At 63.2% G+C, this 25,241-nt stretch carries 26 protein-coding genes; 10 read left to right on the forward strand and 16 right to left on the reverse strand.

Annotated features, from left to right (window positions below):
• Positions 1–11: 11 nt before the first annotated feature.
• Entirely contained in the window at positions 12–1,265 is a 1,254-nt protein-coding gene (locus tag J2858_RS19105; protein ID WP_210106443.1) for a D-amino acid dehydrogenase, read from the reverse strand.
• Between the two features lie 29 nt (positions 1,266–1,294).
• Complete coding sequence (gene alr, locus J2858_RS19110; RefSeq protein ID WP_210106444.1) at positions 1,295–2,413, reverse strand: alanine racemase; 1,119 nt, start codon at positions 2,411–2,413, stop codon at positions 1,295–1,297.
• Between the two features lie 129 nt (positions 2,414–2,542).
• Here alr and J2858_RS19115 point away from each other — a divergent pair, with 129 nt between their 5' ends.
• Positions 2,543–3,004, forward strand: a complete 462-nt coding sequence (locus tag J2858_RS19115; RefSeq protein WP_210106445.1) for an Lrp/AsnC family transcriptional regulator — start codon at positions 2,543–2,545, stop codon at positions 3,002–3,004.
• Positions 3,005–3,011: 7 nt separating this feature from the next.
• Here J2858_RS19115 and J2858_RS19120 read toward each other — a convergent pair whose 3' ends face one another.
• Genes J2858_RS19120 through J2858_RS19150 form a run of 7 tightly spaced genes read right to left on the reverse strand, consistent with a single transcriptional unit; the run spans position 3,012 to position 10,545 of the window.
• Positions 3,012–3,770, reverse strand: coding sequence for a copper homeostasis protein CutC (locus J2858_RS19120; RefSeq protein ID WP_210106446.1), 759 nt, complete (start codon positions 3,768–3,770; stop codon positions 3,012–3,014).
• Positions 3,771–3,796: 26 nt separating this feature from the next.
• Positions 3,797–5,008 carry an MFS transporter gene (locus J2858_RS19125; RefSeq protein WP_210106447.1) on the reverse strand — a complete coding sequence of 404 codons (1,212 nt, stop codon included), beginning with the start codon at positions 5,006–5,008 and terminating at the stop codon, positions 3,797–3,799.
• Between the two features lie 48 nt (positions 5,009–5,056).
• Positions 5,057–6,517: a M81 family metallopeptidase gene (locus J2858_RS19130; RefSeq protein WP_210106448.1), complete on the reverse strand. Its 1,461-nt coding sequence runs from the start codon at positions 6,515–6,517 to the stop codon at positions 5,057–5,059.
• Between the two features lie 22 nt (positions 6,518–6,539).
• Entirely contained in the window at positions 6,540–8,459 is a 1,920-nt protein-coding gene (locus J2858_RS19135) for a beta-N-acetylhexosaminidase (protein ID WP_210106449.1), read from the reverse strand.
• Between the two features lie 35 nt (positions 8,460–8,494).
• A complete protein-coding gene (locus J2858_RS19140; RefSeq protein WP_210106450.1) occupies positions 8,495–9,271 on the reverse strand; it encodes an SDR family oxidoreductase in 777 nt (258 codons plus the stop codon).
• A gap of 2 nt (positions 9,272–9,273) precedes the next feature.
• Positions 9,274–10,137, reverse strand: a complete 864-nt coding sequence (locus tag J2858_RS19145) for a MurR/RpiR family transcriptional regulator (protein WP_210106451.1) — start codon at positions 10,135–10,137, stop codon at positions 9,274–9,276.
• A 21-nt stretch (positions 10,138–10,158) separates the two neighbouring features.
• The gene (locus tag J2858_RS19150) at positions 10,159–10,545 is read right to left on the reverse strand and encodes a RidA family protein (RefSeq protein ID WP_210106452.1); all 387 of its coding nucleotides are present in this window, start codon (positions 10,543–10,545) and stop codon (positions 10,159–10,161) included.
• A 110-nt stretch (positions 10,546–10,655) separates the two neighbouring features.
• Here J2858_RS19150 and J2858_RS19155 point away from each other — a divergent pair, with 110 nt between their 5' ends.
• The 6 genes from J2858_RS19155 (at position 10,656) to J2858_RS19180 (ending at position 17,274) form a co-directional block, all read left to right on the forward strand.
• Positions 10,656–11,141, forward strand: coding sequence for a hypothetical protein (locus J2858_RS19155; RefSeq protein WP_210106453.1), 486 nt, complete (start codon positions 10,656–10,658; stop codon positions 11,139–11,141).
• 64 nt (positions 11,142–11,205) lie between these two features.
• Complete coding sequence (locus tag J2858_RS19160; protein WP_210106454.1) at positions 11,206–12,675, forward strand: M81 family metallopeptidase; 1,470 nt, start codon at positions 11,206–11,208, stop codon at positions 12,673–12,675.
• Between the two features lies 1 nt (position 12,676).
• Positions 12,677–13,789, forward strand: coding sequence for a D-TA family PLP-dependent enzyme (locus J2858_RS19165; protein WP_210106455.1), 1,113 nt, complete (start codon positions 12,677–12,679; stop codon positions 13,787–13,789).
• Positions 13,790–13,918: 129 nt separating this feature from the next.
• Positions 13,919–14,401, forward strand: a complete 483-nt coding sequence (gene greA / locus J2858_RS19170) for a transcription elongation factor GreA (protein WP_210106456.1) — start codon at positions 13,919–13,921, stop codon at positions 14,399–14,401.
• Positions 14,402–14,512: 111 nt separating this feature from the next.
• The gene (locus tag J2858_RS19175; protein WP_210106457.1) at positions 14,513–15,460 is read left to right on the forward strand and encodes an MYG1 family protein; all 948 of its coding nucleotides are present in this window, start codon (positions 14,513–14,515) and stop codon (positions 15,458–15,460) included.
• Positions 15,461–15,924: 464 nt separating this feature from the next.
• Entirely contained in the window at positions 15,925–17,274 is a 1,350-nt protein-coding gene (locus J2858_RS19180; protein ID WP_210106458.1) for an alpha-glucosidase/alpha-galactosidase, read from the forward strand.
• Between the two features lie 36 nt (positions 17,275–17,310).
• Here the strand turns inward: J2858_RS19180 and J2858_RS19185 are convergent, their stop codons facing one another.
• From J2858_RS19185 to J2858_RS19215, 7 genes are all read right to left on the reverse strand, one after another.
• Positions 17,311–17,724 (reverse strand): GNAT family N-acetyltransferase, encoded by a 414-nt coding sequence (locus J2858_RS19185; RefSeq protein WP_210106459.1) that lies wholly within the window; start codon positions 17,722–17,724, stop codon positions 17,311–17,313.
• A 92-nt stretch (positions 17,725–17,816) separates the two neighbouring features.
• Positions 17,817–18,050 carry a BrnA antitoxin family protein gene (locus J2858_RS19190; protein WP_210106460.1) on the reverse strand — a complete coding sequence of 78 codons (234 nt, stop codon included), beginning with the start codon at positions 18,048–18,050 and terminating at the stop codon, positions 17,817–17,819.
• Between the two features lie 96 nt (positions 18,051–18,146).
• A complete protein-coding gene (locus J2858_RS19195) occupies positions 18,147–19,622 on the reverse strand; it encodes an aldo/keto reductase (protein WP_210106461.1) in 1,476 nt (491 codons plus the stop codon).
• Positions 19,619–20,590, reverse strand: coding sequence for a branched-chain amino acid ABC transporter permease (locus J2858_RS19200; protein WP_210106462.1), 972 nt, complete (start codon positions 20,588–20,590; stop codon positions 19,619–19,621). The genes J2858_RS19195 and J2858_RS19200 overlap by 4 nt, the downstream gene beginning before the upstream one ends.
• Entirely contained in the window at positions 20,587–21,498 is a 912-nt protein-coding gene (locus tag J2858_RS19205) for a branched-chain amino acid ABC transporter permease (RefSeq protein WP_142880559.1), read from the reverse strand. The genes J2858_RS19200 and J2858_RS19205 overlap by 4 nt, the downstream gene beginning before the upstream one ends.
• Positions 21,495–22,238, reverse strand: a complete 744-nt coding sequence (locus J2858_RS19210; protein WP_210106463.1) for an ABC transporter ATP-binding protein — start codon at positions 22,236–22,238, stop codon at positions 21,495–21,497. Before J2858_RS19210 ends, J2858_RS19205 begins: the two co-directional genes overlap by 4 nt.
• Complete coding sequence (locus J2858_RS19215; RefSeq protein ID WP_210106560.1) at positions 22,235–23,035, reverse strand: ABC transporter ATP-binding protein; 801 nt, start codon at positions 23,033–23,035, stop codon at positions 22,235–22,237. The genes J2858_RS19210 and J2858_RS19215 overlap by 4 nt, the downstream gene beginning before the upstream one ends.
• A gap of 115 nt (positions 23,036–23,150) precedes the next feature.
• On the opposite strand from J2858_RS19215, the gene J2858_RS19220 reads away from it, so the two are divergent.
• Genes J2858_RS19220 through J2858_RS19230 form a run of 3 tightly spaced genes read left to right on the forward strand, consistent with a single transcriptional unit; the run spans position 23,151 to position 25,241 of the window.
• Complete coding sequence (locus J2858_RS19220) at positions 23,151–23,849, forward strand: GntR family transcriptional regulator (RefSeq protein ID WP_245366712.1); 699 nt, start codon at positions 23,151–23,153, stop codon at positions 23,847–23,849.
• Positions 23,846–24,190: a TIGR04076 family protein gene (locus J2858_RS19225; protein WP_210106465.1), complete on the forward strand. Its 345-nt coding sequence runs from the start codon at positions 23,846–23,848 to the stop codon at positions 24,188–24,190. The genes J2858_RS19220 and J2858_RS19225 overlap by 4 nt, the downstream gene beginning before the upstream one ends.
• Positions 24,191–24,194: 4 nt before the next feature.
• On the forward strand, positions 24,195–25,241 hold the full coding sequence (locus J2858_RS19230) for an aldo/keto reductase (protein ID WP_210106466.1): 1,047 nt from the start codon (positions 24,195–24,197) through the stop codon (positions 25,239–25,241).

The raw sequence follows: 25,241 nt of genomic DNA on the forward strand, positions 1-25,241 counted from the left end.
TGAAGATCGGGTCAGGCGGCGTAGCGGGATACCGCCAGATCCTTCGTCTCGATATCCGCCTTGTGGCCGCTGACGATGTCGGCAAGCACCTTGGCCGAGCCGCAGCTCATCGTCCAGCCCAGCGTGCCATGGCCGGTGTTGAGGAAGAGATTGCGCACGCCGGTGGCGCCGATGACCGGCGTGCCATCGGGCGTCATCGGGCGAAGGCCAGACCAGAAGTCCGCCTTCGTCACATCGCCGCCGGGGAAAAGATCGGTGACGGAATGTTCGAGCGTGCGCCGGCGCGCCAGGCCCAGATCATTGGTATAGCCTGAAATTTCCGCCATGCCGCCGACACGGATGCGATCGCCAAGCCGGGTGATGGCGATCTTGTAGGTCTCGTCCATCACGGTGGATTCCGGCGCGCGCGTCGCATCGGTGATCGGAATGGTCAGCGAATAGCCCTTGACCGGATAGACCGGCAGGCGAATGCCGTGCGGCTTGACGAGCATCGGCGAATAGCTGCCGAGCGCCACGACGACGGCATCGCTTGTCATGCGGCCGCGACCGGTGATCACTCCCTTCACCGTACCGCCCTCCACCTCGAGCGCCTTGATGTCAACGCCCCACTGGAAGGTGACACCCAGCGCTTCAGCCTTTTTCGCCAGCGCATTGGTGAACTTGAAGCAGTCGCCGGTCTCGTCCTTCGGGGTCAGAAGCCCACCCACGATCTTTTCGCGCACATGGGCGAGCGCCGGCTCAGTGCGGATACAGCCGGCCGGGTCGAGCACTTCGTAAGGAATGCCATCGGCTGCGAGCGCCTTCACGTCCTTGGCAGAAGCTTCCAGCTGCGCTTCGGTGCGAAACAGCTGGAGCGTGCCCTGCATGCGCTCGTCATAGGCAATGGCCGTGTCTGCCCGCACTTCGGCAAGCGCCAGGCGGCTGTAATCGGCAAGGCGAAGCATTCGGCTCTTGTTCAGCGCATAACGCTCCGAGGTGCAGTTGGAGAGCATGCGGAACATCCAGGACAGCATGGCCCGATCCAGCTTCGGGCGCAGGATGAGCGGCGCATGTTCCATGAAGATCCACTTCAGCGCCTTTTGCGGAATGCCGGGGGCGGCCCAGGGCGAGCAGTAGCCGAAGGACACTTCACCGGCATTGGCAAAGCTCGTTTCCAGTGCTGGACCGGGCTGACGGTCGACAACCGTCACCTCATGGCCGGCCTTTGCCAGGTAATAGGCGGAGGTAACCCCGACGACGCCGGCTCCGAGAATGGTGATCTTCATGGTCTTCCCCTTTTTATTGTGTCGTTCGGTCAGCGGTACTGGCGGAAATAGCGGTGGCCGAGGCCGGTCAGGATCTCCCAGGAAATCGTGCCGGCGGTTTCCGCCACCTCTTCCAGCGTCTGGTGCTGCCCGATGAATTCGACGAGACTGCCAAGCGCCAGCATGCCCGGTTCAAGATCGCTGATGTCGATGATGGTGCTGTCCATCGAGACGCGCCCGACGATGGGAAGGCGGTGACCCTTGAAAAACAGCGCCCCGCGATTGCTGAGCGTGCGCGGCAAACCGTCCGCATAACCGAGCGCGACGGTGGCAAGCGTCCGTTCGCTGTCGGTCACATAGGTGGCCGAATAGCCGACGGCGGTGCCGGCCGGCACGGTGCGGGCCTGGATCACCCGTGCCTCGATCGTCACCACCGGCTCCATGGGCCGCTCGAGGATATCGGTCGGGCGTGCGCCGTAAAGGGCAATACCGGGCCGCACCAGCGCGCCGCGATAGCTTTCACCGAGAAAGGCACCGGCAGAATTGCCGAAACAGACGGGAACGCCGGGGAAGATACTGGAAAAGCGACGCATCATCTCGGCCTGGGACGCATTGTGCGGATCCTCCGCCTCATCCGCGCAGGCGAGATGGCTCATGATATAGAGGATGTCGATGCCGGAAAGCAGCGCCGGATCAATAGCGAGAGCCTCCGCCTCGACGCTTGCCATGCCGAGCCGGGACATGCCCGTGTCAAACTGCAAGAGGGCCTTCAGCCTCTCTCCGACGAGCCCGGCTGCTGCGCGCCAGCGCATGACCTGCTCCAGAGAGTTCAGCACGGGGACGATACCGCGTGCGGCGCAATCCTCTTCGGTGCCGGGCTGCAGGCCGTTCAGCACGTAAAGGGCGGCATCGCGTGGCAGAAGCGGGCGAAGGATGACAGCCTCTGCATATTGCGCGACGAAGAAATCCCGGCACCCTTCGGCGTACAGCGCCGGCGCCACCACCTGGGCGCCCAGCCCATAGGCGTCGGCCTTTACCACGGCGGCGGCTTTGGCCGGCGAAACGGTGGTCGCGATGCGGCGGTAATTGCGCTTGAGAGCCGACAGATCGATGGTGAGGATGCCCGGCGCGCCGGCCTTTTCCCACGTGATGGAATGCGACATGTCCATGGCAACCCCGCGCAACTGATGGAAAAAATGTAGCGCAGAGAACTTGCGCGTTTTGAGCATATCTTGCGTGAAAGACGCAATAATGCTCAATTCGAGCGCAAGATCACCGTAATTCCGAAGGAAACGCGCATGGCCGCGACACTGGACGCCATCGACCGCAACATCATCCGCCTGCTGCGGCTCGACGCGCGCATGAGCAGTTCGAAAATGGCCGACGTGGTGGGCCTTTCACCGTCGGCCTGCCTGCGGCGCATCAAGCTGATGGAGGAGGCGGGCATCATCCGCGGCTACACGGCGCTGATCGGTTCCGGCGAGGAAGGCAGCACACTGGCGGTGATGATCAATATCACGCTCGACCGCCAGACGGAGGATTATCTCAACCGGTTCGAGGATGCGGTGCGCAAGCGCCCGGAAATCCGCGAATGCTACCTGATGACCGGCGACTGGGATTATTTCCTGCGCGTCGAGGTGGAGAGCCCGAAGGAATTCGAGGCGATCCACACCGATATCCTATCAAAACTTCCCGGCGTCACGCGCATCCATTCGAGCTTTTCGATCCGCAACGCGCTCGCGCGCGGCAAGCGCGGATAACCAGCCTTCAGGCGGTGGCCCGGGCGCCGAGGCGACGCGCGGCAGCAGCGTCAAACAGCATGGCTCTCAAGGCGCGAACGGTCGCGGTGTCCGTCTGCAGCATCTCGCGCGCTGCAAAGCTTAAGTCCACCAGTGGGCTGTCGCCCTCGATGAAGCGGGCCGAACAGGAGGCGTGGAGTTCGGTTATGTCCATCCGCTCGAGAAGGAGTCCGGCCGTCTGCGGGCGAACGCCGGATCCAGGCATAATGGTGATGCGATCACCCGCCTGCGCCATCAGGGCGGCCAGCATGTCAATGCCCTCCAGCGCCGTCTGCCTGCCGCCGGAGGTGAGGATGCGGGAAAAGCCAAGACCGATCGCCTCTTCCAGCGCCTGCGGCTTGTCCGGCGTCAGATCGAAGGCGCGGTGAAGTGTCAGATCCAGCCCTTCGGCATGGCGGCAGAGTTCGCGCAACGTCCTCGTATCCAGCCGACCGTTGGTGCGGCTTGCTCCCAGCACGACGCCGGTCAGGCCTGCGGCACGCGCCGCATCGATATCGGCCTTCATGATGGCGATTTCCGCCGCCGAAAAGATGAAGTTGCCGGCGCGAGGCCGGATCATCGCCGTGACCGCCACATCCTGGCAGCCGGCGAGATCCATGAAGCCACGCGAGGGCGTCAGCCCGCCGACCGACAGCGCCGAACACAGCTCGATACGGCCGGCGCCGCCGTCGAGGGCTGCAAAAAGTCCGGCGGCATTGTCGACGCAGATTTCAAGGATCGGCTGCACGGTGCCTGGCACTCCCGTTCTATTGCTCAAACCATCCGCTTCCTGGACCCGCCGTCGAGCACAATCAGCAACACGACGCCGGCAAGTCCGAGCGCGGCACTCAGGATGGATGTCGCGCCATATTCACCGATTCGGGTGCCGATGGCGAATACCACGGCGCTGAGCCCTGCGCTTAAGAACATGTTGACCGCAATCAGCGAACTGCCAAGGCCCGGCCGGTCGGCAATCAGGTCCTGCAGATATGTGATCGGCAGGCTGATGATGGCGGCGGCCGCAATACCGCTCAGCACCGTCTGGGCATAGACATGCCAGGTGGCGCTGGAAAGCCCCTGCAGCACCATGTAGACCACATAGAGGCTGGCCCCGAGCGCCAGCGCCGTGACGGCGCGCATGTAGCGTTCCGCTTTTCCCCAGACGACGATGAAGATGATCTCGAGGAAGGCGACGATGCCGACGATGATGCCGAGATCGGCCACCGTACCGCCGGCCTTGCCGGTGACGATGAGCGGGCGCACGGTATCGCTGACATAGAGCATCGAGCAGATGAGCGAGATGGAGAGCACCCTTAAGAGCACGCGCGGCGCCATGACCTCACCCAGCGAGGCAAACACCTTGTAACGGTCTTCATGATGGCGCTCGACCGGCGTTTCGCCACGCGGCAGGAACCAGAGAGCAAGCACGAAGCAGACAAGCGCGGAGGCCGTTGCCACCAGATAGGCCGGCAACATGCTCGGCGCCTTCATCAGCATCAGGCCGACCAGTCCCGGCATCAGCACCCAGGAGAGAGAAATGGTGGCGCGCATGGTGGAATTGACGGCAATCAGCGCCGAGGGGCTGAGCCCCGTCGAGCTTGCCCGCACATTGGCAAAGATCAACGAATTCAGCGCGCCAAAGACCGGCAGCAGGATGAGCTTCGACACGACGAAGGCGGGGGCGCTCGCCATGAGGTAGACGATGCCAAAGCCGGCGATGCCGAACAGCGACACATAGACGATGGAGGTTCGATAATCACCGAGCCGGTCGGAAAAGATACCCATCAGGACGCTGGCCGTGACATTGATCACGGCCGCCGCCAGCATCAGAAGCGCGTAGCCTCCATCGCTCAACCCCAGTTCCTGGATGCCGATGATCGACTGGTAGGGGGAAACGGCAGCCCCCGTCGTCCCGAAGAAGAAGATGGCAAGGGCACTGACCCGCAGCGACGGGTTTTTGAAGCTTGCCCGAAGGGCCGCGCTCACGCGGCACCCCGGCGGGCAAAGGAGTATCGAGGCATATCTGGCGGGGCCTTACGGTTTCGGAACAGGCGCTTCGGCAAAGCGCGCCGAAGGCCGGGGATCGGGGATATACTCGAAATCCTTGACGAAGGGATAGCTCGGCATCGTGCGGCGCGTATTGCGGATGCGTTCGATATCCTGGTTGATGACGCCATCGGTGAGCGCCATCAGGTTGGGATTGGCAATCGGCGCAAGCTCCGGCGACAGATAGCCGGATTTGACCACCAGAAGCCGCACCGCCTGCGGATCGATGCCGTGGCGGGTGAAATCAGCGAGATTGTGGTAGGGCCGGCGCTTGGCCGCCAGGATCAGCGTGATGCCGCCGATGGTGACAACGGCCTGCCGTTCACTGTCGACGCCGGTGTCATCAAGGCGGACGACCGTTGCCTGCGCCGTGACGGACGGACTTGCCGGATCGAGCGAGCCGCCGATCTTCAGGCTGAGCACCGCGCCGACACCCGCCGCAAAGCAGGCGTCGACCGCCGGGCGGTCGGTGATGCCGCCGATCACGGCTCCGTCGAAATCCCTCTCGATCAGCGCCTTCAGCACATCGGCGCGGTCGCCAACGCCGCCGCCGGTCGGATTGTCGCCGGAATCGGCGAGGATCACCGGACGCGTCTGCGTCTTGTCGACGATTTCCAGCATGTCGGCGAGCGGGCCGGTGACAGGGCCAAACTGGAAGTCCGCCCTTGCATCCCAGTAGCTCTTGGCAATCTCCGAGGCGACATTGGCGGCTTCCGCCGAGTCCGTTGCGGTCACCACGGCGCAGGCCGTGCCGCGCGGCTCGTCGGCCCAGACATAGCCGACCATGAGGTTTGCGTCCCAGATGCCGGAGCGGACATCGTGTCCGGGCAGCTTGAGGTAAAGGCTCTTGGCCGGCTCGTCTTCCGTGGAGGTCCGCTCGCCGGGCAGGAGCACCGGGACCTTCGCCCAGACGACGCCCGGCTTTTCACCGGTCCTCAAGGTCTTCGCAAGCATCGACCAGGCGCGCACCATCGTGTCGCGCACATCGATATGCGGGGCGGTGCGATAGGCGGCAAAGATGTCGAGCTGGTCGATGATTTTCTGGGTGACATTGCCGTGCAGGTCATAGCTGGCTGCAACCGGGATGTCCGGACCGACGACGGCGCGGGCGGCCGAAATCCAGTCACCTTCCGCATCGTCCATACCCTCGACATTCATCGCGCCATGCATGGCGAGATAAAGCCCGTCGAGCGGCAGGCTTTTCTTGAGGAGGTCAAGAAACTCCGCCTTGAATGCCTCATAGGTGTGGCGGGCAACGGGACCGCCCGGCACGGCACGGGCATGGAGCAGCGGCAGATGCTCGATATCGTCGGCCTTCAGGAAGCTGAAATAGTTCGCGCCGAGAAGCTCATCCCCGCGCAGCACGCGAAAATCTTCCGGCTGCATCAGCACGGGCGAGGAGGTCGAGCATTCGGTATGAATGCCGCCCACGGCAATACGATAGGTCATCGAAACAGTCCTTTGAAAAAAATCAGAGTTTTGGCACCAGCGGAGCGATGGCGGCAAAGCGCAGCCAGTCCTTCCGGTCCTTCGGCGTCCAGGCGGCTTCGGCAATCGCACCGAGGCGCGGGAAGACCAGATGGTTGAAGTAATCGCGATTGAGGAAATGCTCCGACCAGATGCAGGCCTGTACGCCGCGCATGCGCGGCTTCAGCTCCTCGGGAAATTCGCCCACGGCCTCATAGGTATAGGTGTGCTGCGGCGGCACCGTGCCGGCCCAGCTGGCGCCCGGCTCCTGCCATTCGGTGGCCTGCACCATGTCGAGATAATAGGCCTGTCCGGGCGTCATCACCACGTCATAGCCCTCACGGGCAAGCTCGATGCCGACCTCCGGCTTCTGCCAGGCCATCAACAGCGTACCGGCCGGATCGACGCCGCCACCGTGGGATACCTCGTCCCAGCCGGCAAGCTTGCGGCCGCGCTCGGCAAGCATGCCCTGGATGCGCTTCATGAAATGGCTCTGCAGGCCGAACGTGCCCTCAATGCCTTCCTTCTCCATCAGCTTGCGGGCCAGCGGCGAGGCCATCCAGGTATTGGCCGCCACCTCGTCGCCACCGATATGGATGAGCTTTGACGGGAAAAGCTCGACCATCTCGTCAAACACCTTGCCGAGGAAGACATAGGTTTCCTCGATTGCCGGGTTCAGCGCATTGTTCGGATAGCCTTGCACCGAGCGATAGCTGTCGGGGGCTTCCTGTCCGTCGACGAGGTCGGGAAGAGCCGTGAGCGTTGCCGTGCTGTGGCCGGGAATGTCGATCTCCGGCACGACCTCGACATGCAGCGATGCCGCATGGGCAACGATCGCCTTCACATCCTCCTGCGTGTAAAAGCCGCCGACCGGCTGCGCGCCATTGCCGAGCTGCGGCAGCATCGGCTCGTCGGGGCCACGCAGAACGCCGAGCGTGGTGAGCGTCGGATAGGCCTTGATCTCCAACCGCCAGGCTTCATCGTCGGTGAGGTGCCAGTGGAAAATGTTGAGCCGCAGCCAGGCCATGATGTCGATGAGGCGAGTGACATCGGCTACCGGATAGAATTGCCGGGAGACATCGAGATGGCAGCCGCGCCAGCCATAACGCGGGGCGTCCTTGATATGGCCCGAGGCCGGAAACGAAAACGTCTGGGGCTCCAGCCGTGCACCATGCAGCAGTTGCGCCAGTGCGGTGAGGCCATAGGCGCGGCCGGCCGCATCGCCATAGGTGAGCGTAATGTCGGAGCCGAAGTCGAGGCGGTAGGATTCCTTGGGGAGTGTGGTGTCGGCGACAAACTTCAGCGCCCGGCCCTCATGCACGCTGCCCAGCGCAAACGGCGCATGACCGACCGAAAACAGGCGGCGATACAGCGCGCCGACGGCCTGCATGGCCTTCTGGTCGTCCAGGCTCGTGCCGTCTGCGGGATAAAGCGCTACGGGAAAGGTTTCGCCCGCCTGAAGCTGCGCCTCGGCCGGGTAGGGCAGCAGCGCAAAAGGTTCCGTCACCTTGCCTTCGGGCAGAAGGCTCGGTGCCGGTTCGCTGTGGCGGCCGGCCAGCATCAGATCGTCCACGGCGACATCCACATGAGTGCCGTCGGCAAGCGTCAGATAGGCGGATTTTGCGCCATCGGTGCGGTGGCGGGCAGGGCGCCAGAGGCCTTGCACCGAAAACTGCCAGGCGGCACCCGGCTCAAGCACGAAGCCGTCCAGCGGGGCGAACTGGTGGAAATTGGCGTTGCGCCGCAGGAAACGGGCATTGCCGCAGGCCGGCTGATCCTTGACGCGGGTGAGCGAGGTATAGGCGAGCGTGAAGCCGGAAATCGGCGCATCCGAGAGATTGACGAGGGTGAAGACGAAGCCGCCGCCGTCATCCCCTTCGATCGGAGCCCAGCTGTTCTCGAGACGAAAGTGTGCGTCGGCCATGGTGGTTCCCCTTATGCTTATGGTGGTCGAACGGGTCAGTAATTGTCAGATTGCGAAAAGGTGCGAGCCAGTTCCGCCTGGCCGGCGGTTAGCCCGCAATCGACGGGAAGGCACACACCGGTAATGGCGGATGCCTGATCGCTTGACAGAAAATGGACGGCATTGGCCACGTCCTCGGCGGTCGCAATGCGACGCAGCGCATACCAGCGCTTGGCTTCCTCGAAGACCTGCGGATTGGCGGCGGCGCGTGCCTCCCAGGCCTGGGTGCGTACGGTTCCGGGTGCGACCGCATTGGCGCGGATGCCGAATTTGCCGTATTCGACGGCGACAAGCTTGGTGAAATGGATGAGGCCGGCCTTGGCGGCGCTATAGGCCGGGTGGCCGAAGACGGCCATGCCGTTCACCGACGCGATGTTGATGAGCGCGCCTTGCGCGGCCTTCAACGGCTCTTCCAGCGCGCGAAAGGTGAGGAACGCCGCTTCGAGGTTGAGCGCGCTATCCTGCCGCCAGATATCAGCCGTCGTATCGCCAAGCGAAACGGCACGCGCTGCGCCGGCATTGTTGACGAGCGTCGTCGCACGGCCGAGCTCCCCGACCTTTGCTGCCATGCGGCGCACGCTGTCTTCATCCGTGACATCGCAGGCAATCGCGACAAAGCTTGGTGCGCCGCCGAGTTCCGCGGCCGCCGCCGCCAGCGCGCCTTCATCGATATCCACCAACGCCACCACGTCATGGCTTCCCGACAGGCGCCGTGCAATGGCCCGGCCGATATCGCCCGCGGCCCCGGTGACGATGGCGACGGATGCAGGCATGACTAGTCTCCGAGGATCTGCCGGTCGTCACCGTCGCGGTGCTCGACCAGCTGCTGCTTGATGTGGCGAAGGGTGACGGTGGAGCGCTTTCGGTTGCGATAGGCAACGAGGCTGGCGATCACGTCGATGACGGCAAGGAAGGCAAAGCGGGTGGAGGTGGGGCGAAAGATATTCTCGCCCTCCGGCAGGTCGATCCCGATCACCAGCTCGGCTGCGGCGGCAACGGGGCTGTTGCTCTGGGTGAGCGCAATCGTGCCGATGCCGTTTTCGCGCGCAAGGGTAAAGCAGCGCACCAGTTCGGCATTGCGGCCGGAAAAGGAGGAGCCGATGATGACGTCCTCAGGCTGGGCGGCGGCCGTCAGCATCAGCTGCATATTGTGGTCATTGCTGGCCGTCACCCGCGAACCGAGGCGAAACAGGCGGTTCTGCAGCTCGCTCGCCACCATGGAGGAATTGCCGCCGGAGCCGAAGGCGTAGATCATCTGCGCCCGCGACAACTTCTCGGCCACGCGATCCAGGAGGGCAGCGTCCAGCGCCCGATGCATCATGAAGAGCGCGTTCTGCGCCTTGGTGAACACATCCTCGGCGACATCCGCCGGTTCCGTGCTCTTGGCGCCCGGATTGAGGTAGCGCACGCCAATGAAGGCGGTTTTCGCCAGGCGCACCTTGAATTCGGAAAAGCTCTGGCAGCCGAGCCGGCGACAGAAGCGGGTGACCGTGGGCGGCGACACTTCCGCCCGCTCGGCCAGCTCAATGATCGAGGCGTTGACGGCAAAGTCGAAGTGATCGAGCAGGATATCGGCGATACGCTGTTCGGACGGCGAGAACTGGTCGCGGTCTTCCTGTATCGTCTCGAAAATATCCATGCGACCTCCGCGGACCCGAAATCAGGATTTCGGCTTGTAGGCGATACAGTCGATCTCGACCTTGCAATCGACCATCATGGAGGCCTGGACACAGGCGCGTGCCGGCGGGTGCTCGCCGAAATAGCCCTGGTAGATCTTGTTGAAACTCCAGAAATCGCGCGGATCATCGATCCACACGCCGCAGCGCACGACATGCTCGACGCCGTAACCGGCTTCGTGCAGAATGGCGATGAGGTTCTGGATCGCCTTGTGGCTCTGCTCGACAATGCCGCCGGAGATGATCTCGCCATCCTCCATGGCCACCTGGCCGGAGACATGCAGCCAGCCATCGGCTTCCACGGCGCGCGCAAATGGCAGTCTCTGACCGCCGGCGCCGGCTTTTTCTGCACCGTAACGGGTGATGGTCATACGGCCCTCATGCAAATTATTTTCTTCGATTGTTGACACTGGACCATAATCCTCGGATTTTGACCAGAGTTTTTCGCATGTCATGAAAAGAATTTAGACAAGAGGCCCCGATGCGCGATCCCTTCCAGAATCCCTTTCCGCCTGAAGACGAAGCCCGCCACGCTATCTGGCAGATGCTGGTGCCGCGCGACATCGATGCTTTTCTTGCCGCTGACTGGTCGATGGTCGCGGATGATTTTGTCGAAGAGGGTTTTATCGGCATTTCCGGCAATCGCGATGGCAATCCCGACAACTGGCGTCTGGCCTTTCCGACCCTTGCCGCCTACCGCGAGGAATGGCTGCGCCAGGCGGCAGATTTTGCGCAACAGTCCTATGGCGAAGATCCGCGTATTGCCATCTTCACCACCACCACGCTGGAAGAGATCGAAGTCTCTGGCGACACGGCCCTGGTGCGCAAGAAATTCGATGGCGGCATCCGAAAGGCCGACGGCACCCTCGACGTGATGCGCTGGCAGACGCTCTATTACTGCCGCCGTCACGAAGGAGCCTGGAAAATATCCGGCTTTACCGGTTATCTGCCCAACCCGATGGGCTGATCTTCTCATTCAGCCCGGTCCCGCTGACCACGTTCCCTCGTGTTGACACCAGAAAGCAAACCCTGTGCGCATCTTTACGGCCGCCCTTGCCACGGAAACCAACACCTTTTCGCCGATCTGCGTCGATCGCCGGGCGTTCGAGGAATCGCTTTATGCGCCTCCTGGAGAACACCCCGAAACGCCGACGCTCTGCACCGCACCGATCACCGTCGGGCGGAAGGTCTGCGCGCAAAAAGGCTGGACGCTGATCGAGGGCACGGCGGCCTGGGCGGATCCGGCGGGTCTCTTGAACCGGGAGGCCTATGAGAGCCTGCGCGACGAGATCCTGGCGCAGTTGCAGGCGGCCATGCCCGTCGATGCCGTCGTGCTCGGGCTTCATGGCGCCATGGTTGCCGATGGCTATCTCGATCCGGAAGGCGACTTTCTGACGCGCATCCGTGACATCATCGGGCCGGATATACTTCTTTGCGCCGAGCTTGATCCGCACAGCCACCTCACGCAAAAACGCGTAGCGGCGGCTGATTTCTTCGTCGTCTTCAAGGAGTTTCCCCATACGGATTTCGTCGATCGTGCCGAGGATCTGTGGCGTATCGCCGTCGATACGCTGGAGGGCCGCGTAAAACCGGTCATGTCGGTATTCGATTGCCGGATGATCGACGTGTTTCCGACCTCGCGCGAGCCGATGCGCTCCTTCGTCGACAAGATCAAGCAGATCGAGGCAGACGACCCGGACGTGCTGTCGCTGTCCGTCATCCATGGCTTCATGGCCGGTGACGTGCCCGAAATGGGGACGAAAACCATTGCCGTGACCGATGGCAAGGCGGAAAAGAGCCAGCATCTGGCGCGCGCGCTGGGGCTTGAGCTGTTTTCCAAGCGCGGCACCTTCATGATGCCCTCGATGGACGAGAAGGAGGCCGTGACACGGGCGCTTCAAATCGAGAAGGGCCCGGTGGTGATCGCCGACATGTGGGATAATCCGGGCGGCGGCACCGCAGGCGATGCAACGGTGGTTCTCGGCGAGCTTCTGGTGCGCAGCGTCACCAATGCCGCTGTCGGCATGATCTGGGATCCGATTGCCGTGCAAATCTGCATGGCAGCGGGCGAAGGCGCCGAGATTCCGCTGCGTTTCGGGGCAAAATCCGCGCCAGGCACCGGCCACCCGATCGACGGCATCGTGAAGGTGGTGAAACTGGTGCGCAACGCTGAAATGCGGTTTGGCGACAGTATCGCCCCCTTTGGCGATGCCGCCCATATCCATCTCGAGGGCATCGACGTGATCCTGAGCTCGGTCAGGGTCCAGAGCTATGATCCCTCGCTCTATACGGCGCTCGGTATCGATCCGACACAGAAGCAGCTGCTGGTGATCAAATCCACCAACCATTTCTATGCGGCCTTCTCGCGCATTGCCAGCGAGATCCTTTACTGCTCGGCCGGATCCCCTTATCCCAACAACCCGGCGACCAACCCTTACCGGCGGGCGCGCCGCGACATCTGGCCGATCATGGCCGACCCGCATGACACGGAGGCCGCCTGACATGGACCTGGACAGCACATTTCCGCCTGAACTTCCCACGGCAAAGCCCGGCGATGCGCTGTCGTCTCTCTCCACGCCGCTGCCGGTGATCGACGAGGACAGGCTTGCCGCCAACATCCTGCGCGTGCAGTCCTACATGGACAGCCATTCGCTGAAATTTCGTCCGCATATCAAGACGCACAAGATCCCGGCCCTTGCCCGCCAGCAGGTTGAGGCGGGGGCGACGGGCATCAACTGCCAGAAGATCACCGAGGCGGAGATCTTTGCGGATGCCGGCTTTCAAGACATTCTCATCACCTTCAACATTCTGGGGCCGGAAAAGCTGGCGCGGCTTGCGGCCCTCAATGAGCGGATTTCAGGCCTGAAGGTCGTTGCCGACAGCATCGTGACGGTAACCGGCCTTTCGGCCTATTTCACCGGCCGCAAGCCGCTCACCGTTCTTGTCGAATGCGACACCGGCGCCGGCCGCTGCGGCGTGCAGACGCCCGATGAAGCGGCGGCCCTTGCCCGCGGCATCTGGGCAAGCAAGAGCCTGCGCTTCGGCGGCCTGATGACCTATCCGAAGGCGAACGGCGAAGGGGCCGTCGAATATTTCTTCATCGCCACAATGGGCTATCTTGCCATTGACGGCATCGACTGCGCCATCCGTTCGAACGGCGGCACGCCGAGCCTGTTTTCCGCCCATCTGGTGCCGTCTGCCACGGAGCACCGCGCCGGCACCTATATCTACAACGACCGCTCGATGGTGCGAGCCGGCCATTGCACGCTGGATGACTGCGCCATGCATGTGCTGGCAACAGTCGTTTCACGGCCGACACCGGATCGCGCCGTTCTCGACGCCGGCTCCAAGGCGCTGACGTCTGATCTGCTCGGCTTTTCCGATTACGGCCTGATCGTCGAATATCCGGACGCGGTGATCACCGGGCTTTCGGAGGAACACGGCGTGGTCGATCTGTCGCGCGTCGATGGCATCCGGCCGGAGATCGGCGAAAAGGTGCGCATCGTGCCGAACCACACCTGCGTCATCTCCAACCTCTTCGACACCATGACCTTTCACCGCAATGGCGTGGTGACGCGCGTGGAAGAAGTGGCTGCCCGCGGTCTCGTCTGGTAGAAGCCCCTGTCCCGATTCACCGGGTCATGGGTTCATCTTTGGCGCTGACACCCTATATGGGAGGGATCCGGCCGCGTGGTCGCGGCCTCTGACGCTGCGTCCGCGGCTGTCCGTAACGGGAGTTGAAGCGTGAGTGTTGCCTTCGTCAAGGAAGAGAGTGCGGAAACAGCGGCCGAAACCCAGCTGCCGGACCGCGTGATCTCGCCCCACCCCAACCTTGTGACGCAAAGCGGATTGCAGGCACTGGAGCAAAAGCTTCAGGAGGCGCGCACCGCTCATGACGCGGCAAGCCTGATCAATGACGTCAACGAGCGGCGACGCCAGATGGCAGGCCCGGCACGCGACCTGCGCTATTTTGCCGAACGCGTCCACACCGCCCAGGTGATGCCGGATCCCACGTCGTCGGAAACGGTTGCCTTCGGCAGCACCGTCAGCTTCCGCCGCGACGATGGCCGCGCCCAGACGTATCGCATCGTCGGTGAGGACGAGGCCGATCCAACCACCGGATCCATCTCCTATGTCTCACCGGTCGCAAAACTGCTTCTTGGCAAGCGGCTGGGCGATGTGGCGCTTCTCGGCGAGCAGGAACTTGAGATTACCCGGATCGCCTGAGCCGCGACTCCCATTCCTTCAAGTTGCGGCAGAAGGGTTGAGATCCCCGCCAACAATGGCTATCCGGTCGCCTCCACCCCCGTTGCGTTTCGAACCGAAGGCCAAAGCGGCATGAACCCTCAATTTCTTGTCACCCATTCGGGTGGCTTCCATGCCGACGAATTGCTGTCGAGCGTCATCCTCACCCGGCTTTTTCCTGAGGCGCGCCTCGTGCGCAGCCGTGCGCCCGAATGGATCACACCCGAAAGCGACCGCATCATCTACGATGTCGGCGGCGCCTATGATGCCGGCGCCGGCATTTTCGACCATCACCAGCGCGGCGCGCCGCTTCGCGAGGATGGCAAGCCCTACAGCTCATTCGGGCTGATCTGGAAGCATTTCGGCCGGGATTATCTGAGCGCCTGCGGCATTGCCGACCCGCATCTCGACACGGTGCATGCCTCTTTCGACAAAAATTTCGTGCTGCCGGTCGATCTCCTCGACAATGGCGCGATTGATCCTTCGACCGCCGGGCCGCTTTCCGCACTCACGCTGCCGGCACTGCTCGAAACCCTGAAGCCGGTGTTCGACGACAAGGCGCCCGACGCCGACGAGCGGGCCTTTCAGGCAGCCCTTGCCATTGCGCGCAGCTTCGTGGAAGCGGCGATGGCCCGACAGGCCGCAAAGCTTCGTGCCGAAGCCATCGTGCAATTGGCCATTGAACAGGCGGGAGAGGGGCGCATTCTGGAACTGCCGTCCGGCATGCCGTTCCGCCCGGCCGTGGTGAAGGCCGGTGCCGATCACCTGCTCTTCGTCGTTCATCCGCGCGACAAGGACTGGTGCCTGACGGGCATTCGCCGCACGGACGAGGGGTTCGAGCTGCGCGCCGATCTGCCGGCTTCCTGGGCGGGCCTGACCGGAAGTGCGCTGGAGGAGGTCTGCGGCGTCGTCGGGGCAAGCTTCTGTCACAATGGCCGTTTCATTGCCGCGGCAAAAACCCGGCAAGCAGCCCTTGCCATGGCCGATCTGGCCGTTGCAGAAGCGCTTGCGCAGAACGGCACGACGCCTTCTGCCGCCTGACATCTGCATGCGGCTTGAATTCACCCGTCCGGCCGCAACCGGCCTGACGGCCGGCGCCCTCAAACCTTGCGCAGGTTGTGCACCGTGTGGCGTCCGCACGGCAGCGAAACCGTGCGGACGGCAGAACCACGAACGATCAAATCCTGCAGCACAAAATTACCCGTGAAAGCATAATCCTCATCTGGCCCGGCTCTCAAATAAAGGCATAATCGCCGCCGGAGGGGGAGGTTCTATGCAGCCATCCGGAAAGGGGTGGCCGCATGGTCCAGTTTTTCCAGAGGTTTTAGGCCGTTCCGTAACGGACATCGTCGCGTCTTTTGATGATGTCCGGTCTGCCGATCTGCCGGCCACGTGACCGCTTCGGACGGCGTCAGAAACGCTATCCTCGGTGACGGGCGACCCGATATCGTGAGAACCTCCACAAACTTTGAGATCGCCTGAGGGCGGACATGCCGGAGGAAGACATGGTAGGACAACCGAAAATCACCTTCATCGGCGCGGGATCGACGGTGTTCATGAAAAACATCGTCGGCGACGTGCTGCAGCGCCCGGCGCTGTCTGACGCCCGCATTGCGCTCATGGACATCAACCCGCAGCGGCTGGAGGAAAGCGCCATCGTCGTCAACAAGCTGATTGCGACGCTTGGGGTGAAGGCGACGGCGGAAACGTTCGACAACCAGCGCAAGGCGCTCGAAGGGGCGGATTTCGTCGTCGTCGCCTTCCAGATCGGCGGTTTCGAACCCTGCACGGTGACCGATTTCGAAGTGCCGAAGAAATACGGCCTGCGTCAGACGATTGCCGATACGCTCGGCGTCGGCGGCATCATGCGCGGTCTTCGCACCGTGCCGCATCTCTGGAAGATCTGCGAGGACATGATGGCGGTCTGCCCGAATGCCATCATGCTGCAATATGTGAACCCGATGGCGATCAATACCTGGGCGATTGCGGAAAGATACCCGTCGATCCGCCAGGTCGGCCTTTGCCATTCGGTGCAGGGCACGGCGATGGAGCTCGCCCACGATCTCGACATCCCCTACGAAGAAATCCGCTACCGCTCCGCCGGCATCAACCACATGGCCTTCTTCCTCGAATTCGAGCATCGCCAGACGGACGGCAGCTATCGCAATCTCTATCCGGACCTCGTGCGCGGCTATCGCGAGGGCAGGGCGCCAAAGCCCGGCTGGAACCCGCGCTGCCCGAACAAGGTGCGCTACGAGATGCTGACGCGGCTTGGCTATTTCGTCACGGAAAGCTCCGAGCATTTTGCCGAATACACGCCCTATTTCATCAAGGAGGGGCGTGAGGACCTGATCGAGAAGTTCGGCATTCCGCTCGATGAATATCCCAAACGCTGCATCGAGCAGATCGCCCGCTGGAAGGGCCAAGCGGAAGCCTACCGTTCGGCCGATAAGATCGAAGTCAGCCAGTCGAAGGAATATGCCTCCTCCATCATCAATTCGGTGTGGACGGGCGAGCCTTCGGTCATCTACGGCAATCTGCGCAACAATGGCTGCATCACCTCGCTGCCGGCCGATTGTGCCGCCGAGGTGCCGTGCCTTGTCGACCATAACGGCATCCAGCCCACCTTCATCGGCGCGCTGCCGCCACAGCTGACGGCGCTGATGCGCACGAACATCAACGTGCAGGAACTGACGGTGCGGGCGCTCACCACCGAAAACCGCGAGCATATCTACCATGCCGCGATGATGGACCCGCACACGGCCGCCGAGCTTGATCTCGACCAGATCTGGTCGCTGGTGGACGATCTGCTCCTCGCCCACCGCGACTGGCTGCCTGAGTGGACGCAAACCTGACGGCAAACGGCAGGCACGGATAGGAGGACAGCTGCTCTACAGGCGCTTTTGCAAGAAGGTGCGGCGGCGGCCGGCGGGGAAATTTGCAAGCTCTCCGAACACCTCATAGCCCTGCCGCCGATAGGCTTTTTTGGCGGCGGGGTTGAAGGTGTCAATAAAGGCGGCGCCGCAGCCGCGTGCGCGCGCCTCGTCTTCCGCGGCCTGCAGCATCTGGCCCGCCAGTCCCTGCCCACGCAGGCTTTCCCCGACCCAGAGCCATTGCACATAAAGCCAGCCCCAGGCCGTATAGCCGTTGAGGCCAGCCGCCAGCGTGCCATCCGGCGCCTTCACCAGCACGCTCAAGGCGCGCCGATCGGCCGGACCGACATCCTGTTCGTTAAAGGCCGAGAGCTGGCTGCCGATGGCGGCGACATCTTCGGCCGATGCGGTATCCGTGACGAGAATGTGCATGACCTATCCTCAAGAAATGACTGGCCCCTCTGTCCGGCACGCCGACGGGAGGAGGCGCCGCCGTCGGACAAGGCCGCTGGGGAAATTTGCCGTCAGATCTCGGCGATCATAGCCGCCCGCAACGCGTCGTTGATGCGATCCTGCCAGCCGGGACCACCGTCCTGATAAAAGGCGATAATGTCGCTGTCGATCTTCAACGACACCAGTTCCTTGGCATTTGGCACGCGCGGGCGCTCGACCGCCGGCGCGACCGGTTTCTTCACCGGCTTGAACAGGGCTTCGGCGGCATCCTTCGGATTGACGGGGCGGCGGGGCGGAGGTGCCATAGCATGGGGTCCTTGCGGTGTGACGAACAGGTCTTCTTCGCCGTTATAGCAGTTTGGTCGCGCCGTCATGCGAAAGAAGAGGGAATGAGGTGGCAATCACCCCTCCACGATGGCCTCCACCTCGATCTCCACCTCATAATCGCCGATCAGGTTGCCGGCCTCGATCAGCGTATTGGCCGGCAGCACCGTGCCGAACACGCGGCCATGCGCGCGCGACACCGGCTCCCATTTTTCGGCATCCTTCAGGTAGATGCGGGTACGGACAACATCCTCCATCTTGGCGCCCAGCGGATTGAGCGAAGCGGCGATCTTGTCGAGGATATAGGTCGCCTGCGCGCCTGCATCGCCGGGCGCCACGCAACGGTCGGTTCCGTGGGTTGCCGTTGTTCCGGAGACAAGCACGCGGTTGCCGATCCGGACCGCACGGCTGTAGCCGGCGATCGGCTCCCATATGCTGCCGGAGGAAACCCGCAGGCGACCCGGGCGACCCGGCACCGGCTCGGCCTGATAGACGGACGGAATGGCATCGAGATGATGGCTGAGATCGCCGGACGCCGTCAGGAAGGGAGGCTTGCGGTACTCGTCGCCGCAATCGCCGGGAATGGGCTTCGTCTCAGCGAAAGCTGCATCCAGCAGGGCGTGATCCTCTGCATCCAGCGCGAAACGGAAGACGTTGAGGTTGTCATCGCGGTGCTCGCTTTCGCCCAGCCGAGCGCCGATGATGGTGGCCGCCACCGCCTCATGCTCCAGCACCCAGCGGCTCGCGACATTCGACAGCGACACGCCGTGCTTTCTCGCAATCTCGGAGGCCGCGCGCAAAATGGCCTGATAGGGCTCCCAGCCGCCGGCGGTATCGATGAAGCGCTTGTATTTCGAGCGGCTCCAGTCGGCAATGGAGGCGGGCTCCGGCTGGCCGAGCCACTTTTCCGAAAGAAAGCCGCCGCAGAGCGTGCCATAGGCGAGCAGCTTCACGCCGCTTGTGGCGCAGAGATCAGACAGGGCGCCGGCGGCGCGGCGGTCGACCAGCGAGAAGGAGACCTGGTTGCTGGCGATCTCGATACCGTCCGCCAGTGCGAGCGCCAGGTGCGCTGCATCGACATTGGTGAGGCCAAGCGCGCCGATCAGGCCTTCCTGCTTCATCGCCTGCATCTCGTGCAGCGCATCCAGCCAGGCCGGATGCTCGAAGGTCCACCAGTGGAACTGCAAGAGATCGATCCTGTCGACGCCGAGGCGCTGGAGCCGTTCCTCCACACCACGACGAACAATGTCGCGCGTCATTGGACCCGGTTCCGGGCACCATTTGGTGAAGGCCCGCGGTCTGGGGCCGACTGCCGCAAACCGCTTCAGCAGATGTCCGGTGATGATTTCGGCCGAGCCGTAATGATCGGCCATGTCGAAGGTGTCGAAACCGGCGCGGGCATAGGCCTCCAGCGCATCGGCGCCCTGTTCGGGATCGATGATCGTGCCATCCTTCTCGATATCGGCCACCTGCCAGAGGCCGCAGACGAGACGGCTGATCTCCAGACCGGGGGCAAGAAGGGTGCGTTCGGGATGGGCTTGCATGGCAATCATTCCTTGGATGGGGCGGCGCGCAACGATTTCAGGCGAGTCAGTGGACTGACCTCGCCGAACAGGCCGCGCGGGCGCCAGAGAAGCATGAGGCAGAGGCCGACGCCGATGGCGACGATCTGCAGCGAGGCGGCACGCGCCTGCTGTTCTGCCGGAACGAAGGTGGAGACGGCAGCCGCTGACAGCGCCCAGAGCCCCCAGACGAGAATGGCGCCGGCAATCGCACCGCGATTGTTGCCGGAGCCGCCGACAATCAGCATGGCCCAGACCTGGAAGGTGAGGATCGGCATGTAGTTGTCGGGCGCGATGAAGCCGATGAAATGCGCCTGCGCCGCACCGGCAAGCCCCATGATGGCGCCGCCGAGCGTAAAGGCCTGCAGGCGAAAGCGGATCGGCCGCTTGCCGAGCGCCTGCGCCGCCATCTCATCCTCGCGGATGGCCCGCAGCACGCGGCCCCACGGGCTTTTCGCCAGATGTTCAAGCGCCAGATAGAGAGCAAGCACCACGATCGCCATGACGGCGAAATTGGCGAGGCTGAACGCAAGCGCATTGTCCTGCAGATCGGCGAAAGGGCGCGGAATGAAGCCGATGCCGAAGGGGCCACCGGTCAATGGCTGCAGGTTCAGCATGCAGAGCTGTACGGTAACCGCGATGCCGAAGGTGGCGATCGCCAGGTAATCGGACCGCAGCCGGATCGTGAGCGCCCCGACCGCCCAGGAGAGCAGGCCGGAGGTCACCGCCGCCCCCAGCCAGCCGACGAAGATCGGCAGCTCGAAACCGCCGAAACGGTCCGGGCTCGGTGGGGTGGTCAGAAGCGCCGAAGTATAGGCGCCCACCGCGACAAAGGCGGCAATGCCGACATTGAACAGGCCGGTCATGCCCCATTGTACGTTCAGCCCGAGGCAGATGATCGCATAGGTCAGCGCCATCGACAGGAAGAAGGCGGCATAGGCGAGAATATCGAGGGTCATGACGCTTTCCCGAACAGGCCGCGCGGACGCACGAGGAGGACGGCGATGAGGATGACGAAGGAGACGGCGGCGCGCCATTCCGCCCCCACCGCCTGCACGGCAAGCGCCTCACAGAGCCCGATGATGAGGCCGGCCAGCATCGCGCCCGGCACCGAACCGATGCCGCCGAGGATGGCTGCGGCAAACAGCGGCAGCAGCAGGTCATGACCGAGATAGGGGCGGATCTGGATCAGGAGCCCGCTCATGATGCCTGCGACGCAGGCGAGGGCAGCACCGAGGAACCAGACGGTGCGGATCACCCGGCGCACATCGATGCCGGCAATGCTGGCGAGTGCCGGATTTTCACTGACCGCCCGCATGGCGCGGCCGATATCCGTGCGCGTCATCAGGAGATGCACGGTGACGACGGCGACCAGCGCCACCCCCAGCATCAGCAACTGGTCCGGCGTGGCGCGAAGACCGCCGCCGAGCTTCATGGCAATCTGCAGCGCCTTGGTGAAATAGGCGGGCTTCGAGGTAAACAGGAATTCCAGAAGGCTGCGTAGCGCTAGCGACGCGCCGAAACTTGCCATCACCATGATGATGATCGCGCTGCCGCGCCGCCGGAAGCTGGAGAAGAGAAGGGCATCCACCGCCAGCGCCAGAAGGCCCGTCAGCCCAATCGCGATCACGGCCGAGATGGGCAGCGCCCAGCCGAAGGAGAAGGGCGCGATGGGTTTGGTCAAGCCTGCCGACAGGAAGCCGAGCGCACCGGCAACCGCGAGCGCCAGATAGGCGCCCCAGGACAAGAGTTCGCCATGGGCGAAATTCGAGAAGCGCAGGATGGAATAGGTCAGCGTCACGCCGACTGCACCGAGGCCGATGATCGCACCGGCAATCAGGCCGTCCATGATGAATTGCGGGTTCATGCGGGCGCCCCCTGATGGCCATGCGCGGTGCCGAGATAGATCTTTCCGACCAGCGGATCGCTGGCAAGTTCCTCCGGCAGGCCTTCATGGGCAATGCGGCCTTCGGCAAGGATCACGGCACGGCTGGCAATCGCAAGTGCTGCCTTCACGTTCTGCTCCACCAGCAGCACGGTCACGCCGCCGGCATTGATCGCCTTCAGCATGTCGAAGACCTCGCTGACGATTTTGGGCGAAAGGCCGGCCGAGGGTTCATCGAGGATGATGACCGGCGGATCAAGCGCCAGCGCGCGCGCCACCGCCAGCATCTGCCGCTGGCCGCCGGAGAGCGCACCGGCCAGACGCGAGGGCCGGGCAGCAAGATCCGGGAAGCGGGAAAACAGCGCCTCGATGGCGGCGCCACGTTTTGCCTTCGGCAGATGCGCGACCGCGATCTGCAGGTTCTCCAGAATGGTCATGGTCGCGAAGACGTTTTCCGTCTGCGGGACGAAGGCCAGCCCCTCCGCCACCTTGCGGTGCGGGCTGACATGGGTGATGTCGCGCCCGTTCAGCATCATCGTGCCGGCATGGATTGGAACCAGACCGGCAATCGCCTTGACGAAGGTGGATTTGCCAGCACCATTCGGACCGAGTAGCACCACCAGTTCGCCGCTCGACACGGAAAAATCGATGCCCCGCACGATCGGCAGGTCCGGCTCGTAGCCGGCCACAAGTCCGTGGGTCGAAAGAATGGGGGCTGTCATGCACCGCCTCCGAGATAGGCTTCGATGACCGCCGGGTTGGAGGCAACGTGCGCAGGCGTGCCTTCCGCCAGAAGCCTGCCGAGCGCCATGGCAACGACGCGGGTGCAGAGCCGCGACACCATGTCCATGTTGTGCTCAATCAAAAGGATCGACTTGCCCTGTTTGTTGAGCGCGATGACGCGCTCGATAATGACCTCCAGCAACGCCGGATTGACGCCGGCGGCCGGCTCATCGAGCAGGATCACGTCCGGATCGGCCATCAGCACGCGGGCGAGTTCCAGAAGCTTGCGCTGGCCGCCGGACAGGACCCGCGCCGGCTGGTGTTCGAGATGGGAGAGGGTGACGAAGTCGAGAAGCCCGCGCGCCTTTTCGATCAGCGCCTTTTCCTCGGCACGCACCGCCGCCGGCTTCAGGAAGTTGGCGATCAGGCCTTCGCCCTGCTGGCGCTGCCCGCCGACCAGCAGGTTCTCCAGCACGCTCATTTCGGCAAAGGGTTTCGGGATCTGGAAGGTGCGGGCCAAGCCATGGCCGATGCGCTTTTCCGGGGCCTCACGGGAGACTTCGCGGCCGGCGATCCACAATTCGCCGGAGGTCGGCTGCATGCTGCCGGCAATCAGGCTGAACATCGTCGTCTTGCCGGCCCCGTTCGGGCCGATCAGCCCCACCATTTCCTGACGCCCGACCGTCAGCGACATGCCGTCCACCGCCGTCATGCCGAAAAACCGCTTGGTCAGGCGTCTCGCCTCGATCATCGGGGGAGGGTGGGCAGAGCTTTGTGGAATTGCGCTTGCGGTCATCATGAAAATTGGGTCTTGATTTGATGTATGATGTTTGATCAAACTTTAAGCCTAAAAGAAAATCAACCGGAAAATTGTACGGCTGATGCATGAGGCAGGGATGACGGAAACACAGATGAACAGCGTCGAGGCGCTGACGCCGGTCGGACGGGAAACCGTCCAGGATCGCGTCTATGGCCAGTTGCGCCAGACCTTGATCAATGGCGGCTTTGCCGCCGGCGATCCGCTGCGGATCGTTGATCTGGCCGAACGGCTGCAGACCAGCACCATGCCGGTGCGCGAAGCGCTCGGCCGCCTCGTCTCCGAACAGGCGCTGGAGGCCATGCCGAACCGCACCGTGCGCGTGCCGCTGATCACCCGCCAGCGGCTGGACGATCTGGAGCGTGCGCGCGTGCTGATCGAAGGCCGCCTCGTCCAGCTTGCCCTGCCCAATCTCAGCGCCGAGGACATCGCAATCCTCAAACAGGTCAATCACGATTGCGATCATGCCTTCGAAGAGCATGGTCAGGACATCGGCCCCGTCACCTCGCAGTTCAACCAGCGCTTCCATTTCCACATCTATCGCGCCGCCGGTTCGCATGTGCTGATTCCGATTGTCGAAAGCCTGTGGCTGCAATCGGGTCCCGTGGTTCGGGCCGCCGCGCAGATCCATGACGAACAGGGTGGCCTTGCCGCGACCGACCATCACTGGGCGATGATCGAGGCGATCGAGAAGGGCGATGCGGAGACGGCCATGCAGGCGCTGGCAAACGATATCGGCCGCTCCTTCGATCTCGTTCGGGCGCGACTGGCGAGCGGCGAGGAGGCGGCATGAGCAAGGATGACAGCTTCGAACTTTTCGACCTGCATGTCGAGGTCGTGGTCCCGGAAGACGGACCCATTTATTGCGGCGCCAAGCCCGGCGATCATTTCGAGCTGAAGGGCGAGATGCTGTATCTGCCGCCGGGGCAGGGCATCTCCATCTATTCGCTCGCTTCCGTAATGCCGCTCCTGGCCGCCAAGCAGCGCCCCACCCATCCGCATGACTGGATGACGACGGATGCGGATATCGCCTGTCCCGATCCGAACTGCGCGACGCGCCTGCGCATTCGCCGAACCGGGCTTCGCCGCTTCAGCCATGCCGAAACCACTGCCGTTCCCTTGAGAGAAGACTGATCCCATGCAACGCATCACGCTCGCCCCCGGCTATGAAATCTCCCGCGTCATCCGCGGCGGCTGGCAGCTTGCCGGCGGGCACGGCGCCGTCGATCCGGCCGTCGCAGTGGAGGATATGGTAGCCTTCGCCGATGCCGGCATCACCACCTTCGACTGTGCCGATATCTATACCGGCGTCGAGGAGTTGATCGGCCGCTTCCGCCTTGCCTATCGCGACCTTCGCGGTGAAGAGGCGCTGCGCCGCATTCGCGTCCATACCAAGTTCGTGCCGGACCTTACGGTACTGCCCACCATCAGCAAGGCTTACGTCGAGGGCGTCATCGACACCTCGCTGAAGCGGCTGAACCTCGAACGGCTGGACCTCGTGCAGTTCCACTGGTGGGCCTATGACATCGACGGCTGGCTGGAGACGGCAGGCTGGCTGAAGGAGCTCCAGCAGGCAGGCAAGATCGACAAGGTCAGCGGCACCAATTTCGACAGCGACCATATCGAAGCGCTCCTTGCCGCCGGCATTCCGCTTGCCTCGCTGCAGCTGCAATATTCGCTGCTCGACCGGCGGCCGGAAAAGCGCATGGTGTCGCTCGCCGCCCAGCATGGCTTTGCCCTGTTCTGCTACGGCACGGTGGCCGGCGGTTTTCTGAGCGACAAGTGGCTGGGCGTCGCCGAACCAGCCCATCCGCTCGAAAATCGGTCGCTCACCAAATACAAGCTGATCATTGACGATATCGGCGGCTGGGATCTGTTCCAGGCGCTGCTTGCCACCCTGCGGCGCATTGCCGACCGCCACCGGACCGATATCGCCACCATCGCCAGCGCCGCCATGCTGCGGCGTCCGGGTGTGGCCGCCGTCATCGTCGGCGCGCGCAACCGCGATCATCTGGCAGAAAATCTCGCCATTTCCGACATCACCCTGTCGGACAAGGATCTCTCCGATATCGAGGCCGTGATGGCCGAGGCGAAGGAGTTGGAGGGTGACGTCTACACGCTCGAACGCGACCGCAACGGACGTCACGGCAGCATCATGAAATACAATCTGAACAAAGGGGAATGA

It is taken from the genome of Neorhizobium galegae (assembly GCF_017877135.1).
GTDB lineage: Bacteria > Pseudomonadota > Alphaproteobacteria > Rhizobiales > Rhizobiaceae > Neorhizobium > Neorhizobium galegae_A.